This is a genomic window from Nonomuraea sp. NPDC049504 (genome assembly GCF_040676845.1).
Taxonomy (GTDB): domain Bacteria; phylum Actinomycetota; class Actinomycetes; order Streptosporangiales; family Streptosporangiaceae; genus Nonomuraea; species Nonomuraea salmonea.
In genome coordinates, this window is record NZ_JBFAPT010000015.1 from 130,710 (window position 1) to 145,070 (window position 14,361).

At 71.3% G+C, this 14,361-nt stretch carries 11 protein-coding genes; 8 read left to right on the top strand and 3 right to left on the bottom strand.

Translation table 11 applies throughout. The annotated features are described in order from the left end of the window. Positions 1-163: 163 nt before the first annotated feature. Both AB0K28_RS27670 and AB0K28_RS27675 read left to right on the top strand, forming a co-directional pair. Positions 164-4,843, top strand: coding sequence for a hypothetical protein (locus AB0K28_RS27670; protein WP_364375573.1), 4,680 nt, complete (start codon positions 164-166; stop codon positions 4,841-4,843). Further along, a complete protein-coding gene (locus AB0K28_RS27675) occupies positions 4,840-5,427 on the top strand; it encodes a hypothetical protein (protein WP_345394714.1) in 588 nt (195 codons plus the stop codon). Before AB0K28_RS27670 ends, AB0K28_RS27675 begins: the two co-directional genes overlap by 4 nt. A gap of 185 nt (positions 5,428-5,612) precedes the next feature. On the opposite strand, the gene AB0K28_RS27680 is transcribed toward AB0K28_RS27675, so the two are convergent. Together AB0K28_RS27680 and AB0K28_RS27685 are read right to left on the bottom strand one after the other, a co-directional pair. Beyond that, positions 5,613-6,272, bottom strand: a complete 660-nt coding sequence (locus tag AB0K28_RS27680) for a hypothetical protein (protein ID WP_364375576.1) — start codon at positions 6,270-6,272, stop codon at positions 5,613-5,615. Beyond that, on the bottom strand, positions 6,269-7,264 hold the full coding sequence (locus tag AB0K28_RS27685) for an NlpC/P60 family protein (protein ID WP_364375579.1): 996 nt from the start codon (positions 7,262-7,264) through the stop codon (positions 6,269-6,271). The genes AB0K28_RS27680 and AB0K28_RS27685 overlap by 4 nt, the downstream gene beginning before the upstream one ends. 299 nt (positions 7,265-7,563) lie before the next feature. Between AB0K28_RS27685 and AB0K28_RS27690 the strand changes: the two genes are divergently transcribed. The 5 genes from AB0K28_RS27690 (at position 7,564) to AB0K28_RS27710 (ending at position 12,855) form a co-directional block, all read left to right on the top strand. After that, entirely contained in the window at positions 7,564-7,845 is a 282-nt protein-coding gene (locus tag AB0K28_RS27690) for a hypothetical protein (protein ID WP_355419838.1), read from the top strand. A 257-nt stretch (positions 7,846-8,102) separates the two neighbouring features. Continuing rightward, positions 8,103-8,822: a hypothetical protein gene (locus AB0K28_RS27695; protein WP_364375581.1), complete on the top strand. Its 720-nt coding sequence runs from the start codon at positions 8,103-8,105 to the stop codon at positions 8,820-8,822. After that, positions 8,822-9,907, top strand: a complete 1,086-nt coding sequence (locus tag AB0K28_RS27700; protein ID WP_364375584.1) for a hypothetical protein — start codon at positions 8,822-8,824, stop codon at positions 9,905-9,907. The genes AB0K28_RS27695 and AB0K28_RS27700 overlap by 1 nt, the downstream gene beginning before the upstream one ends. Further along, positions 9,894-11,390, top strand: a complete 1,497-nt coding sequence (locus tag AB0K28_RS27705) for an SCO6880 family protein (RefSeq protein WP_364375587.1) — start codon at positions 9,894-9,896, stop codon at positions 11,388-11,390. The genes AB0K28_RS27700 and AB0K28_RS27705 overlap by 14 nt, the downstream gene beginning before the upstream one ends. Positions 11,391-11,415: 25 nt before the next feature. Then, entirely contained in the window at positions 11,416-12,855 is a 1,440-nt protein-coding gene (locus tag AB0K28_RS27710) for an ATP/GTP-binding protein (protein ID WP_364375589.1), read from the top strand. Between the two features lie 2 nt (positions 12,856-12,857). Here the strand turns inward: AB0K28_RS27710 and AB0K28_RS27715 are convergent, their stop codons facing one another. Continuing rightward, positions 12,858-13,286, bottom strand: coding sequence for a hypothetical protein (locus tag AB0K28_RS27715; RefSeq protein WP_364375591.1), 429 nt, complete (start codon positions 13,284-13,286; stop codon positions 12,858-12,860). Between the two features lie 559 nt (positions 13,287-13,845). Here AB0K28_RS27715 and AB0K28_RS27720 point away from each other — a divergent pair. After that, complete coding sequence (locus AB0K28_RS27720) at positions 13,846-14,358, top strand: tetratricopeptide repeat protein (RefSeq protein ID WP_345394689.1); 513 nt, start codon at positions 13,846-13,848, stop codon at positions 14,356-14,358. Positions 14,359-14,361: the final 3 nt, after the last annotated feature.

The window sequence follows — 14,361 nt, forward strand, 5'->3', positions numbered from 1 at the left end:
CAACTCTTACTCTGACCAGGCATGCATCGCCAGGCGTGCGGTCGGGACGGCTCGGGGGCGACCGTGTGGGGCGGCGATGCCGGCGGTCATCCCCTCCTCTGTCCGGTTCTGTCCCAGATCCCCGACGGCGCGACCACTCAGTGGTCATTCGGTTGGAGGATGCTTGTACGCGCCGTACACCGATTTCATTCCGCTCTTCATGCTGGCCGTCATCGCGGCGGCCATGCTCACCCGGCGGACCCGCAAGCGGTCCTGGCCGATCAAGATGCTGCTGGTCACCGGAGCGGGGCTGTGGATGGCCCTCGCCGGAGGGTCGATGTGGATGATGAGCAACGCGCTCGCCGAGCGATTGCCCGACATCCAGCAGCCGACCCGGCATCCGTGCACCGGCAAGAAACCCAAGACGTTCAACGTCTCACTGATCAACCTGCCGCTGTTCGTGAACCGCTTCGGAGACGTGGTTCCCGAAGGTCGCATGTACGTGCTCGACAAGAACATCGCGACCGTACGGGCCAACTACACGAGGGCGGCCGACCCACGCGAAGGCGGCTTGCGCGACCTGATCGAGCCGCTGGTGCTGCGTGCCAACCAGGGCGACTGCATCAAGGTGTTCTTCACCAACCGGCTCAACGAGCCGGCGCCGCCGATCAACAAGCAGATCCGCAACAACGCGATCTACACGCTGCCCGGCGAGCGGCTGCTGCCGCCGGGCACGCCGACGCCGCGGCCGCGCGAGTTCGCTCCGGCGCTGAGCGTGCCGGAGATCGACTTCGACCCGCGCAAGGCGCCGAACGCCTCGATGCACTTCGACGGCCTCGACTACGACGTCAGGCGCGCGGACGGCACCGTGGTGGGCAACAACCCGGACTCCACGGCCCGGCCGGGCGAGACGATCAGGTACAAGCTGCACGCCCACATCCAGGGTGAGTTCCAGTTCAAGGACGGCGCGGACTTCACCTCACAGCAGACCCGCCCGATCGACCGCGACGGGAACGTGCGCTTCATCGGCTCGCACGCGTTCGGCGCGTTCGGCGCGTTCATCATCGAGGAGCCCGGGGCGACCTGGGTGGACTCGCGTACGGGCGAGCCGCTGGAGTCGGGGACGCAGGCCGTCATCATCCGGCCGAACGGCAAGGACTTCCGCGAGCACGTGATGTTCATGCACGACGAGGTGGAGGCCGAGCCCGGCATCCTCACCCGGTTCTGCCGCGAGGACGGGGGCGGCCCACAGGCGGGTGACACGTCCTGCGTGCAGCCCGACAGGGAGCAGCTCAGGCTGCTCACCAGGGGGACGATCCGCGCTCTCGGCGGTGGCGACGCCGACGCGCTGGTGCAGGGCGAGGTCCCGGTCAAGCTGGAATACTTCGCCTTCAACTACCGCTCCGAGCCCGGGTTCAACCGTGATGAGGTCGGCTGCCCGGCGGCGCGGCGCGGAGCCCAGGGCTTCGACGCCGAGCGCTGCATCGGTGAGGAGACGTCACTGTCCTCCTGGGCGTACGGCGACCCGGGCGGCGGCGACCTGGTGATCGGCAACTACCGCGGCGAGCCGACGCAGGTCCGCCTCATGCACCCCGCGGAGGTCGAGACCCACACCTTCCACTGGCACGTCAACCGCTGGATGTTCGACCCTGAGGACGAGGGCGGGATCGACGAGATCAGCGAGCCCGCCAACGTGACGAGGAAGACCAACCTCCTCGACGTGCAGGCGGTCTCGCCGGGCAGCCACTACCCGCTGATCATCCAGGGCGGCGCGGGGTCGGCGAACGCGGGCAAGCCGGCGTCCTTCGGCGACATCATCTTCCACTGCCACCTCTATCCGCACTTCGCGAACGGCATGTGGGGGCTCAACCGCACGCTGGAGACGCTGTCGGACGGCACGCGGCGGCAGCCGGACGGCACGCGCCTGCTCCCGCTGTTCCCGCTGCCCGATCACGACTACCAGCCCGGCGTCCCCGGGCGGCAGCCACCGCCCAGTCCGACGCCGGAACGGCCGGGCTTCCCGAACTTCATCCCGGGAGTGTTCGGCTTCAAGGCGCCCAAGCCGCCACTCGGGCTCGCCTCGCGGGCCGAGGACGGCGTCTTCCCGCCGACACCGCTGGAGCGGGCGGCGGCCGACCCGGGCGGGCAGCAGCCGGGCGCCTTCTTCCAGGACCCGTGTCCCATAGGCCGGCCGACCAAGGTCTTCAAGGTCGCGGCCATCCAGATCAAACAGACGTACAACCCTGATCTGAAATGGACGATCCCGCAGTCACGGGTCTATGTCCTGGAACGTGACAAACAGGCGGTGCTGAACGGCAAGAAACCCGAACCGTTCGCGCCCATCCTGAACGTCGGCGACTGCGTGATCTACAAGCTGACGAACGAGTTGCCCCGGATGTTCGGCGGCAACGTCTTCGACCGGTCGCAGGAGACCAACGAGGTCGGCATCCACCAGCACATGGTGCACTTCGACGTGTTGAGCTCCGACGGCGCCGCCAACGGCTGGAACTACGATCAGGGCGCGGGACCGGGCGAGACGATCACCTACCGGGACTTCGTGCAGGAGAACACGAAGACGAACTCGTTCCACGACCACTTCTTCCCGAACACCCACCAGAAGAACGGGCTGTTCGGCGGCGCGACCATCCACCCGGCGGGCTGCGTGCCCGACGTGCCGGGCGCGCGGACCCGCGGGGTCGTCGGGACCCAGTTCGACGTGCACTGCGAACCGGTGATCGACCACAACAACCAGCTCACGGACGGAGTCGACTACCGCAACTTCTCCCTCTTCATCGAGGACCACGTGCCGTTGTTCCAGCCGAACGATCCGCGCACGCGGGCGGACGACAAGTTCGACACGCCGGACGGGGTGCCGATCTTCTCGGCCAAGTTCCCGTCGAGCAACGACGACCAGGGTGGCATGGGGGTCAACTACCGGCTGGAGCCGTTCGAGGCCCGCAGGAACAGGGACCCGTCGCTGCTGTTCAACTCGAAGGTGCACGGGGATCCGTTCACGCCGGTGCTGAAGGCGTACCGGGGTGATCCGATCAGGTTCCGGCTCTTCCAGCTGTCCCAGGAGGAGTCACACGGGTTCAATCTGGACCACTTCCGATGGCGCCATGAGCCACGAGATCCCGATTCGAACATCGTCGGCGCCCAGCACATCGGCATGCTCGAATACATCGACGTCGATCCGCTGCCGGACGAGATGCCACCGCCGACGCCCGATCTGAAGGTGACCGACTACCAGTACGCCTACGCCGGCGCGGACGACTGGTTCCTCGGGGACTGGGGACTGCTGCGCATCTTCTCGTGCTCCAACCCGAGCGCGGGCGGGCCACCGATTCGGGAGCTCCCGGACTTCCCGCGCGACACCTGCACGGGTGAGAACGAGCGCGACGAATGGTCCGAGCTGACGATCGACCAGCACGAGTCCCGCGCCGGGATGTTCGGGACGACGGGAGCCGCCCGGCTGCGGAGCCGCCCGGTGACACCCTGCCGGACCGGCCAGAACCGCTCGTTCGACGTCATCGCCATGAACCACGACATCGTCTACAACAAGAACGGCGACCACGACCCGAACGGCCTGATGTACGCCCTCGCGGCCGACGAGCAGGCGCTGCGCCAAGGGAGGAAACAACCGGAACCGCTGGTGATCAGGGCGAACGCCGGCGACTGCGTGACGGTGAACTTCACCAACAAGCTCGATCCACGCAAGATGCGTCCGCACTGCCACGAGGCCACCGAGCCGGGACAGCTCGGCTTCAGGGAGAACGTGCTGCGCTTCCCGCAGTGCATCCAGCGGCCGCCCAGGAACCACCACAACGTGCCCGGCTTCGAGCCGTTCCCGGTGAGCTCCAAGGCGTCGATCAGCCCGCAGCTGGTCAACTCAGAACCGCCCGAGGCGGTGGCTCCAGGGGAGACCATCCAGTACCGCTGGGAGCTGCCGACCGACACGACCGGCATGGCGCTGCTGCGGGACAACGCCGACGTACAGAACCACCTGCACCACGGCCTGTACGGCGCGCTGATCATCGAGAAGCCCGGCTCCGAGTACCTCGACCCGAAGAACGGCCGGCCGCTGCGCAGCGGCACCAGCGCGGTGATCACCCATCCGGAGGATCCGGACTTCCGGGAGAACATCGTGCTGATGAACAGCGACCTGGCGCTGTTCCGCAAGACCGGCAAGCCCGTGCCGGACAACTTCGACCTCGTGCTCCAGCCGAGCAGGGAGGCCGACGACCCGGAGGACCTGGGAGAGTTCTCCATCAACTACACCAACGAGCCCTGGTCGTGGCGGTACGCCAGGAACCAGAACATCACCGAGATCTTCAGCTCCCGGGTGCACGGTGACCCGGCGACGCCGGTGTTCCAGGCCTACGCCGGCGACCGGACGATCTTCCGGGTCGGTCAGGCCATGGGCGACCCGCGTTCGACGAGCTTCGCCCTGCACGGCCACACCTGGCGCCGCGCGCCCCGCGACCCCGGCTCGCAGATCGCGGCCACCCAGGGGCAGTTCAACCCGGGCAGCGTGTACGACATCGTGCCCGGCGTGGTCCGCGACCTGCTGGCCGACCCGGGCAGCTCGGGCGGCGCCGGCGGGTTCCGTCACGTGCCCGGCGACTATCTCTACCGCTCCGGCACGCTGCCCCGCCACCTTCCCGGTGGTCAGTGGGGGCTGTTCCGGGTGCACGCCAGGCTCCAGCCCAACCTGATCCCGCTGCCCGACAACAGGATGGCGGGCGCGAACCAGATGCCCGTACGGGACGAGGGCGGCGATCCCGCCGGATCCGAACTGCCGTACGCGTGGTTCGGCACCGCGGGTCAGGGCAGCAGGGCGAGCTACGGAAGGCGGTCAGGATGAGCCTGCTCAGCAAGCTCAGGTCGTCCCGGGACGAGCAGCCGCCGGCCCGGCGGGTGCCGAGCCCGCGACGGGCTCCCGGCAAGGCGCCCAAGAAGCCGGCCGGGCTGACGCCGTTCCGCCAGGGGCTGGTGCTCGGGGGGTGCATCGGGATGACGTTCGCCCTGTCCATCGGGGCGATCGGCTTCCTCGTCACCCGGCCGACGATCCAGGCTCCGGCGGCCGGGACGGACTCGGCGGCGGCTCCTGGACCGCACGGAGCGCATCCGAAGGCGGCGATCGACATCACCGCCACCCACCTCGGCGACCTGCAGGTGAAGATCGAAGCCAAGGTGAGCGCGCCCGGCAGCTACGACCCGATCACCAAGGCGCAGGTCGTGGCCCATACGGACATGGTGGCCATGCCGATGGCCCATCGCCAGGGGCCCATCGTGATGGCCGAGGTGCCCGGGAAACCGGGGACGTACCAGGCGCTCACGCAGGTGGCGATGGTCGGCGAGTACAACGTCACCGTCGAGACGCTCCGGCCGATGGCCTCCAAGGCCGACAGGCGGCTGGACGTGCGGGAGGTGAGCGGCAAGAGCTGACGCACCCGCTGTAGCGCGCCGTGGCCGGCTCCCGCGAGGGAGCCGGCCACGGCGTTTTCACCCTCCGGCGCTCCTCGGCCCCGGCACCTTCGCCCCCGGCTCTCCTTGCCCTCGGCCTCCCTTCCCCCGGCCCCCTTGCCTTCGGCCCCTTTGCCCCGGCTTTCGCGCGCCCCGGCTTTCGCGCGCTAGCGCAGGGTGACGGCCGTGACGCGCCAGGGGGCGCTGCGCTTGGGGCGTTCGAGGGCGACGAACGCCGTCATGGCGAGGGGCTCGCCGCGCCAGCCGTCGGCGCCGATCGGGGTGACGGTGAGCTGCCACTGCCGGTCGGCCTGGGTGGCGGTGTCGGGCGGGCGCGTGTCGCGGCCCTCGGTCAGTGACGCCCGCGTACGGGCGCGGTGGGCGGCCCACGTGGCCCAGGCGGCGTCCGTACCGACTTGAGGGCCGTCCCGCAGCTCCGCCAGATACTCGGGGCTCAGCCAGCCGGCGGCCCGCAGGGCGGCGTCGCGCTGGTCGTGGTCGGTGGTGGTGTCGACGCTCCACATGGCGGTCAGGACGGCGGTGCTGACGGCGTCGGCGTCCCGCTGGTCGATCGAGGCGGGGTCGAGGGCGGCCACCGTGGACCTGCTCGGGGTGGGCGTGGCCGATCCTGGACCGAACATCACCGAACCGGACGTCGGCGGCGCGGACGTGACAGGCCCGGACGTGACAGGCCCGGAGGTGACAGGCGGGGACGCACGGGGCCGGGGCGTCACGCGCTCGGTGGCCACCGAGCCGGGGTCGGCGGCGCAACCGGCGAGCGCGAGAGCCGTCGCGACGGCCGTGAGGGTGAGGGGTCGGGGGCTCATGCGTACCTCCGGATGGTCCAGGCGGCCGAGGCGAAGTTCTTCAACGGGGCGATGCGGACGACGTCCCCGGTCTGGGGCGCGTGGATGACCTGGCCGCGACCTGCGTAGATGACGATGTGGCTGATGCCGCGCCCGTCCCGGTGGTCGATGCCGATGACGTCGCCGGGCAGCAACTGATCGCGGGGCACCGGGGTGCCGTACTCGGTCGCCTGCGTCGCGGCCAGATGCGGAAGCTGGACGCGCCCGCCCGAGGCGGCCCAGACGGCGTGCAGCACGAGACCGCTGCAGTCGAAGCCGACGATCCCGGTCGCCCTGCCGATGCCGGGGGTCGGGCCGTTCGGCCCGCCGCCACCCCACGAGTAGGGGGTGCCGAGCCAGCGCTGGGCCGTCGCCACCACGGCGCTGCCGAACCGGGTGGCGCCGAGCGCCGTGAGCGGGATGTCGGTGAAGTGCGCGACTCGGGCGAGGACCCGGCGCACGTACTCCTGGGTCTCCGGGTACGGCGGGACGCCCTTGTGCCGCAGGACCGCGCCGGGGCCCGCGTTGTAGGCGGCGAGCATGTTGGAGGTCGGATCCCCTGGCAGCCGGGCGGTGGTGCGGGCCAGGCTGCAGTCGTACCGGGCCATGGCCATGATCGCGTCCTGGGGGTCGTCGGGGCTGGTGACGCCGTCACCGTCGGCGTCCCGGCCGTAGCTCGCCCAGGTGGCGGGCATGAACTGGGCGATGCCCCGCGCCCCCACGCTGGATCGCGCCTTGGGCCGCCAGCCGCTCTCCGCCTCCACCTGGGCGGCGATGAGCGGCGCGCTGACGTGCCCGCACAGCCGGCCCGCCCGGCTGAGCCACGCCTGGTAGGCGGCGGGGACACTGCCGGGACGCAACGACACCACCAAGCCCGTCCTCGGCGGACCGCCGCTCAGGAGGAGCACCAGGCCGACCAGGAGAGCCAGAGATGTGGCCGTCGCCAGGATGACCAGCTTTCCACCCTTATTCATAAAGAACGTCTCTCTTGTCGGCGCCATTCATGATGTGTCGGGGAGCTAATTCCGGCCCTTGCGAACGCCCGCCGGGAAAAGGTGTCGCTAGTGGCCCTGCGCAATCCCGAGCAGTAAGGTTTTACCTGGTCAACGGCCCATGCAGCGAGTAATTCCGGCGGTCGGCCGCTGCGCGAGTCCCCGTACCGGAGAAATAAGAAAGGCTTGGTCATTCTCTTTACGAGCACCGACCTTGAGCGGTTGTCATGGGCCGGCGACGCGTACCGGAACCTCGCATCTGATCACCCCGGAGGACCTTCATGACGCAATTTCTGGCCGATGTGCTACCGCTCGTGGGCGTCCCCGATCCGGGCATCGGCACGCCGCCGCCCGGTTCGGAGAAGCTGCTGACGGCGCTGGGCTGGGCGACGTGGATCGTCACCGGGATGTGCGTGGCCGGGGTGATGGGGGTGGCCGCCAGGATGGCCCTGATCCACCACCGCGGGGAGGGCGGCAGGCACGCGGTGGGGCTGGCGTGGGTGATGGCCGCCTGCGTCCTCCTCGGCTCGGCCTCCGGCCTGGTCAGCGCCCTCCTGTCATGACCTCCACCAACCACCGGCCCCCCGAACCACCCACCCACCCCACGCCACCGCCGCCTACCTCACCTCAGCACGACAGGCCCCCGCACACCGCGACGCCGCGCACCGCGACCTCACGCGACCCGGCCCCGCACGACCCGGCCTCACACGACCCGGCCTCCCATGGCGCGGCCTTTCGTGACGCGCCCCCTCGTGGGGCCTCCCGTGGGGCGGCGTTCTGGGTTGCGGCGGTTTTCGTAACTTTGGTGGCGGTTCTTGCGGTGATGGTGCTTCTGCGGCCCGGCCGCGAGGACACCGCCGACCGGCCGGTGCGCCACGCTTCACCGCGCCCGGCCGTACCGACGGCGCCGCCGCCGTCCCCATCGGCGCCGGCTTGGGCGGTCACGCCGCCGGCCGCGCCCACCATGCCGCCCACGCCGGCCGCCGCCGCGCCGGGCCACTGCCCGGCCACCCCCGAGACGGCGTCCCAGGACCTTCCCGCGCAACCACCCGCCGACATCACGTGGACGGTGTTCCACGGCGTCGCGGAACCCGCCTCACGCGAGCACGGCCCGCACCGCAAGGAGGCCGACGTGCACCGCTGCTTCTCCCGTACGCCCACCGGCGCCCTGATCGCCGCCTGGCAGATCGCCACGAGGTTCGTCCTGGCCGACGGCTGGCGGCGGGTCGTCGACGAGCAGGTGATGCCAGGGCCGGGCCGCGACGCGTACGCGGAACAGCGCCGCCAGGTGAACACCGGCGAGGACACCGGCGGCAAGGGCCAGCTGGCCGCCTACGCGTTCGCCTCGTACACGCCCGACGTGGCCACCGTCCAGCTCGTCTCCCGCTTCGCCGCCACAGGACACCTCCAGGTCAACACCGTCACCGTGGTGTGGAGCGGCGGCGACTGGCGGCTGCGGCTGCAGCCGGACGGTTCCATCAGCCCGAGCCTGCAGGCGGTGACCTCGCTGGCGGGGTTCGTGCCGTGGGGCGGCGTGTGATGAGGTCCCCCACACCCGAGGGCACGAGCCTGTGCGACCTGCCCGGCGCCGACGCGGTCTGCGCGGGGGTGACCGGCGCCGCCGAGGGCGGCGGGGTCATCGACGAGCTGGCGACGGCGCTGCAGGAGGCCCAGGTCAAGGTCCTGGGCATGATGGCGAGCTTCTCCGGCAGCAGCGCCGCGGCGCCGCCCCTGTCCGACAGCGTGGGCCCCGTGGCCTGGCTGCAGGAGCGTACGCACTGGTACGTCGCCCTGCTGGCGGTGCTGGGCCTGGTCATCGCGGCGGGACGCCTGGCCATGCGCCGCAGGGCGGAGCCCGCGATGCGCGCGGTGACGGGCCTGCTGACGCTGGCGGTGGTCACCGGCTGCGGGACGGCCGCGATGTCCCTGCTGGTCGAGGCCGGAGACGCGTACTCCGGCTGGATCATCGGCCAGGCCCTGGACAGCGGCAGTTTCGGCGGCGGTTTCGGCGGCGACTTCGGCGCGGCGATCACCCGTCTGGCCGGCTTTCAGGGCATGACCCTGCCGCCCGGCCTGATGATCGTGCTGGCGTTCGCCTCGATCATCTCCTGCATCCTGCAGATCGTGCTGATGCTGGCCCGCGTCGCCCTGCTCGGCCTGCTGGTCGGCATGCTGCCGATGGCGGCGGCCCTGAGCGGCACCGAGGCGGGCCGCGCCTGGCTGGCCCGCATCGCGGTCTGGGCGCTCGCTTTCGCCCTGTACAAGCCGGCCGCCGCCACGGTCTACAGCTACGCCTTCCTGGCGATCGGCGACCCGTCATCGGAGCTGGCGCAGCTGTCGGGCCTGGTGGTGATCATCCTGGCGGTGGCGGCGCTGCCTGCCCTGCTGAGGCTGCTGGCCCCGGCGGTCGGCGCGGTGCGTCACGGCGGCGGTTCCCTCTCCACCACCGGGGACGTGACCGTGGCCATGGGGGCCCGCATCCTGCCCACGCTCGCGAGGAACGTGGACGCGGCCAGGCCCGCCCGCCCCGCCGGCCCGTCGGGCGCCCGTACCGCGACGCTCACGAAGACGGCCGCCGACGGCGAGTCACCCCTACGAGAAAGAGGATCGGATGGCGACTGCTGACAGCGAGCGCACCTACGGCAACTGGCGCCGCCCGGCCAGCCCGGGCATCGGCGACCTGGGCCTGCTGGGCACGTTGCTGCTCCTCGGCGGCCTGGTCGCGTGCGTGATCACGATGATGGTCTCGCTCAAGGCGGCGCTGGTGCTGGCGGCGGTGATCGCGTTCGTGCTGACGCCGATGTTGCTGCTGCGCGACCGGCACGGCCGCACCGGGCTGCAGATCGCCGTCGCCCGCCTGTCGTGGCTGCGCGGGCGGGGGCGCGGCCGGCACCTGTACCGGTCGGGGCCGCTCGGGCTCACGCACAAGGGCGCCTTCCAGCTCCCCGGCCTGGCCGCCGGCTCGCACGTCGTGCAGGCCACCGACTCCAGGGGGCGCGCGTTCGGCCTGATCGTGGTGCCGGCGACCGGCCATCACACGGCGGTGTTCGAGGCGTCCGTGGAGGGTGCCGCGCTGGTCGACAGCGACCAGGTGGACACGTGGGTGGCGCACTGGGGCCAGTGGCTGGCCGGGCTCGCCCACGAGCCGTCCCTGGTGGCGGCCACGGTCACCGTCGAGACCGCGCCCGACCTCGGCACCCGCCTGCGGCGCGAGGTCGCCGACAACCTGTCGCCCGACGCCCCTGAGCTGGCGGCGGCCGTACTGAACGACGTCGTCCGCACCTACCCCGCCGGCTCCGCGCAGGTCTCCACCCGCATCGCCGTCACCTACGCCGCCAACCCGCGCGGCGGCGGCCGGCCCCGCAGCACCGCCGCCATGACGCGGGAGATCGCCACCCGGCTGCCCGGCCTGACCGCCGGGCTCAGCATGGCGGGCGCGGGCGCCTCACGTCCCATGACCGCCGCGGAGATCGCGGAGGCGATCAGGATCGCGTACGACCCGGCCAGCCAGCGGCTTCTGGACGCGGCCCGCTCCGGCGGCCGGCCGATCGCCCAGCCCTGGGACCAGATCGGCCCCGTCGCCGCCCAGGAGTCCTGGGACCACTACCGGCACGACTCCGGCATCTCCGTCACCTGGGGGATGAGCGAGGCGCCACGGGGAGAGGTGCTCGCGCCGGTGCTCACCGACCTGCTGGCGCCGCACCGCGACGTCACACGCAAGCGGGTCTCCCTGCTCTACCGCCCGTACGACCCGGGCAGCGCCGCCCGCCTCGTCGAGCGCGACCGCAAGGACGCCCGCTTCCGTCTCGGCGGCGTCAACGCCGCCGCCCGCGACACCGTGGCGGTGGCCGCCGCCGACCAGAGCGCCAGGGAGGAGGCGAAGGGGGCGGGTCTCGTACGCTTCGCGATGCTCGTCACCGCCACCGTCGCGCGCTCCGAGGACCTGCCCGCCGCCGTCGCCGCGATCGACACGCTCGCCCCTTCCGCCCGGGTACGCCTGCGCCGCATGTACGGCGCCCAGGCCGCGAGCTTCGCCGCCGCGCTGCCCCTCGGCCTGGTCCTGCCTGACCACCTGCGGATTCCCGCGTTCGTCAGGGAGACGCTGTGACCCGTTCCTCCGAAGGGAGCTGACCATGCCGTACACCTCCCCGCGGCTCGGCCCGCGCGGATACGCCGGGCGCGGCGGTGGCCGCGTACCGTACGTCGAGGCGCCCCCGGAGTGGCGCGGCACCACCGTGCAGGTGTGCGGGCTGTGGCCGTTCGGGGTCGGGTTCAGCACGCCGGCGATCGGCGTGCCGCTCGGGCGCGAGCTGACCGGCGGCGCGACCCTGTGCTGCGACCCGATCTCCTGGTTCGCCCGCGCCGGTCTCATCCACAACCCGTCTGAGCTCGTGCTCGGCAAGCCGGGGCTGGGCAAGTCCACGCTGGTACGCCGCCAGGTCGTCGGCCTGGCCGGCTACGGCGTCACCCCGCTGGTGCTGGGCGATCTGAAGCCCGACTACACCGACCTGATCGCGGCCATGGGCGGCCAGATCATCAAGCTCGGCCGCGGGCTCGGCGCCTTGAACGTCCTCGACCCCGGCGAGATCGGCGCCGCCGCCGCGCGCCTGTCGGGCCTGGACCGGGAGCGCCTGCTGGCCGACGCGCACGGCCGCCGCCTGAACGCCGTCGCCGCCCTCGTCACCATCGTCCGCGGCCGCCCGGTGGCCGACACCGAGCGGACGATCCTGTCCGCCGCCCTGCGGGTTCTGGACGAACGCCACCCCGGCGTCCCCATCCTCCCCGACCTGATCCACGTCATCGACGCCGGCCCCGACCCCGTACGAGCCGTGACCCTGGCCCGCGGCAGCGAGGAGCGTTACCGGCAGGTCGTCGACCCCCTGCACGCCTCCCTGCTCGGCCTGGTGGACGGCCCCCTGGGCGACGCGTTCGCCCGCGCCACCACCACCCCCATCCGCCTGGACACCCCGGCCGGCTGCTGCATCGACATCTCCGGCATCGACGAGTCCGACCAGGAGTTGCAGGCGGCCGTCCTGCTGGCCTGCTGGTCGGAGGGCTTCGGCGCGATCGAGGCCGCCCACGCCCTGGCCGACGCCGGCCTCGCCCCGCAACGCCGCTTCTGGGTGGTCCTGGACGAGTTGTGGCGCGTCCTTCGAGCCGGCCGCGGCCTGGTGGACCGCGTGGACGCCCTGACCCGCCTGAACCGCCAGCGCGGCGTCGGCCAGGCGATGATCACGCACACGATGAGCGACCTGCTGGCCCTCACGGAGGAGGCCGACCGCCTCAAGGCGAGGGGCTTCGCCGAACGCGCCGGCATGATCCTCTGCGGCGGCCTCCCCGAGGCTGAGCTGTCCGCCCTGACCCAGGTCGTGGGGATGTCCGCCGCCGAGCAACGCATGATCGTCGACTGGTCCACCCCGCCCAGCTGGGACAACGCCCGCGCCCGCGACGGCGAACCCCCCGGCCGCGGCAAGTTCCTGGTGAAGGTAGGGGGCCGCCCCGGCATCCCCGTCCACGTGGACCTGACCCCGGCCGAGCTGGAGGTGGACCGCACCAACAGACGCTGGACCTGACCTCACCGCCGCACGGAGGCGACCACCCACGCGACGGCACCGACGGCCGCACCGACCCCGAGCCCGGTCACGAGACTGCTGCCGAAGGCGAAAACCCTGATCAGCACGCCCTCCGCGCCCGGCGAGAGGGCTCCCGCCAGATTCCCGCCCAACGCAGGCGCCTCATCACCGAACGACGCCCCCCACAACACCTGATGAGTCACCCCCAGCAGAACCCCGTAGACACCACCCACCAGCAGCAACGCGAGGAACGGCTTCGGCACCCGCCGCACCACCACGACGACCAGCCAGACGACGAGGGGCACGAACACCAGCAGCGCGTTGACGACCGGCCCGACCAGGTCAAGATCATGGGCGACCGCCCTGGGCACACCGAGCGCGGCAAGCCCGGCAATGGCGATCGGCGACAGACCGAGACTCTTGACTCTCATCGAACGGCTCCTAGCGGCGTCTCGAACACCCACCAGACGCTAGGCAGCCCTTCCCCACGCCGTCGTCCACCTCCCGTCCCGTCCACCGAACGACCCTGTACGCCGCGAGTAGCGCCCGCCGTCAACACGAAGATGTACGCCCGTCGATCGCAGCAGTGGCCGAGCACGCCAACGGAGGCGTTTCATCGCGTATGGGAGCCGTTGACTGTTTCGAAGCGGTGTCCGCTCCCAACCGCTTGCTTGCCGGGATCGCGCCGTAAAGTCAACAGCATGACGGCACCGCAGGAAGAGTACGAAGACCTTCACCGCCTGGTCGACCAACTCCGGCCTGACCAGGTGCGCGAAGAGCGCGCGCGGCTCCTCCAACTCGTCCACTCACGCGCCGTAGAACCCGAACTCGGCCCCGACGGTACGCCCACCCTCTTCGGCGCCTATCAAGCCGGCCGAAGCGACGCCTCAGACACACGAGGTTGTGCTGCCACGCCGCCAGCCACGAGTTGACGTACCCGGCCTCGAACTCGGTACTTCCCAAGCCCCATCCACCCCTAGTCTTCTGCCTGTGCTCTTCCAAGAGATCAACGAGCTCATCACGTACGACGACCGCCAGCGCATGATCCCCACCGACCGCGACCGTCTGGCCGCGCTGGTCACCTCAGCCCGCACCGAGAACCCCACCGACTACACCACCCTGCGCGCCCTAGGGGTGGGCCTGCTCGTCCTGGGCGAGCACACCGCCGCGATCGACCACCTCAACCGCGCCCTCGCCCAGGCCGACACCACCCGCAGACGCATAGCGGCCTCACTCAACCTGGCCGACGCCCACCGCTACGCCGGCGACGCGACGACCGCAGAGTCCCTCTGCCGCGCAACGCTCACCCTCGCAAGAGAAGAAGCACCGGAAATGACGTGCTTCTCCCTCCAGCACCTGGGCAAAGCCCTCACCGACCTGAACCGCGACCAGGAGGCCCGCGCGGCACTGCAGGAGGCCCTCGCCATACGCACGGCCAAAGGTGACCCCAACCTGATCGCCAGCACCCAAGCCGCCCTGGAACTCCTGACCCACCGCCCTTAGCAG

Bases quoted from the DNA above. Each gene is read 5' to 3' on its own strand.
- AB0K28_RS27685 (WP_364375579.1), bottom strand. From the start codon at position 7,264: ATGAATAAGGGTGGAAAGCTGGTCATCCTGGCGACGGCCACATCTCTG.
- AB0K28_RS27700 (WP_364375584.1), top strand. From the start codon at position 8,822: ATGAGGTCCCCCACACCCGAGGGCACGAGCCTGTGCGACCTGCCCGGC.
- AB0K28_RS27705 (WP_364375587.1), top strand. From the start codon at position 9,894: ATGGCGACTGCTGACAGCGAGCGCACCTACGGCAACTGGCGCCGCCCG.
- AB0K28_RS27710 (WP_364375589.1), top strand. From the start codon at position 11,416: ATGCCGTACACCTCCCCGCGGCTCGGCCCGCGCGGATACGCCGGGCGC.
- AB0K28_RS27690 (WP_355419838.1), top strand. From the start codon at position 7,564: ATGACGCAATTTCTGGCCGATGTGCTACCGCTCGTGGGCGTCCCCGAT.
- AB0K28_RS27715 (WP_364375591.1), bottom strand. From the start codon at position 13,286: ATGAGAGTCAAGAGTCTCGGTCTGTCGCCGATCGCCATTGCCGGGCTT.
- AB0K28_RS27675 (WP_345394714.1), top strand. From the start codon at position 4,840: ATGAGCCTGCTCAGCAAGCTCAGGTCGTCCCGGGACGAGCAGCCGCCG.
- AB0K28_RS27680 (WP_364375576.1), bottom strand. From the start codon at position 6,272: ATGAGCCCCCGACCCCTCACCCTCACGGCCGTCGCGACGGCTCTCGCG.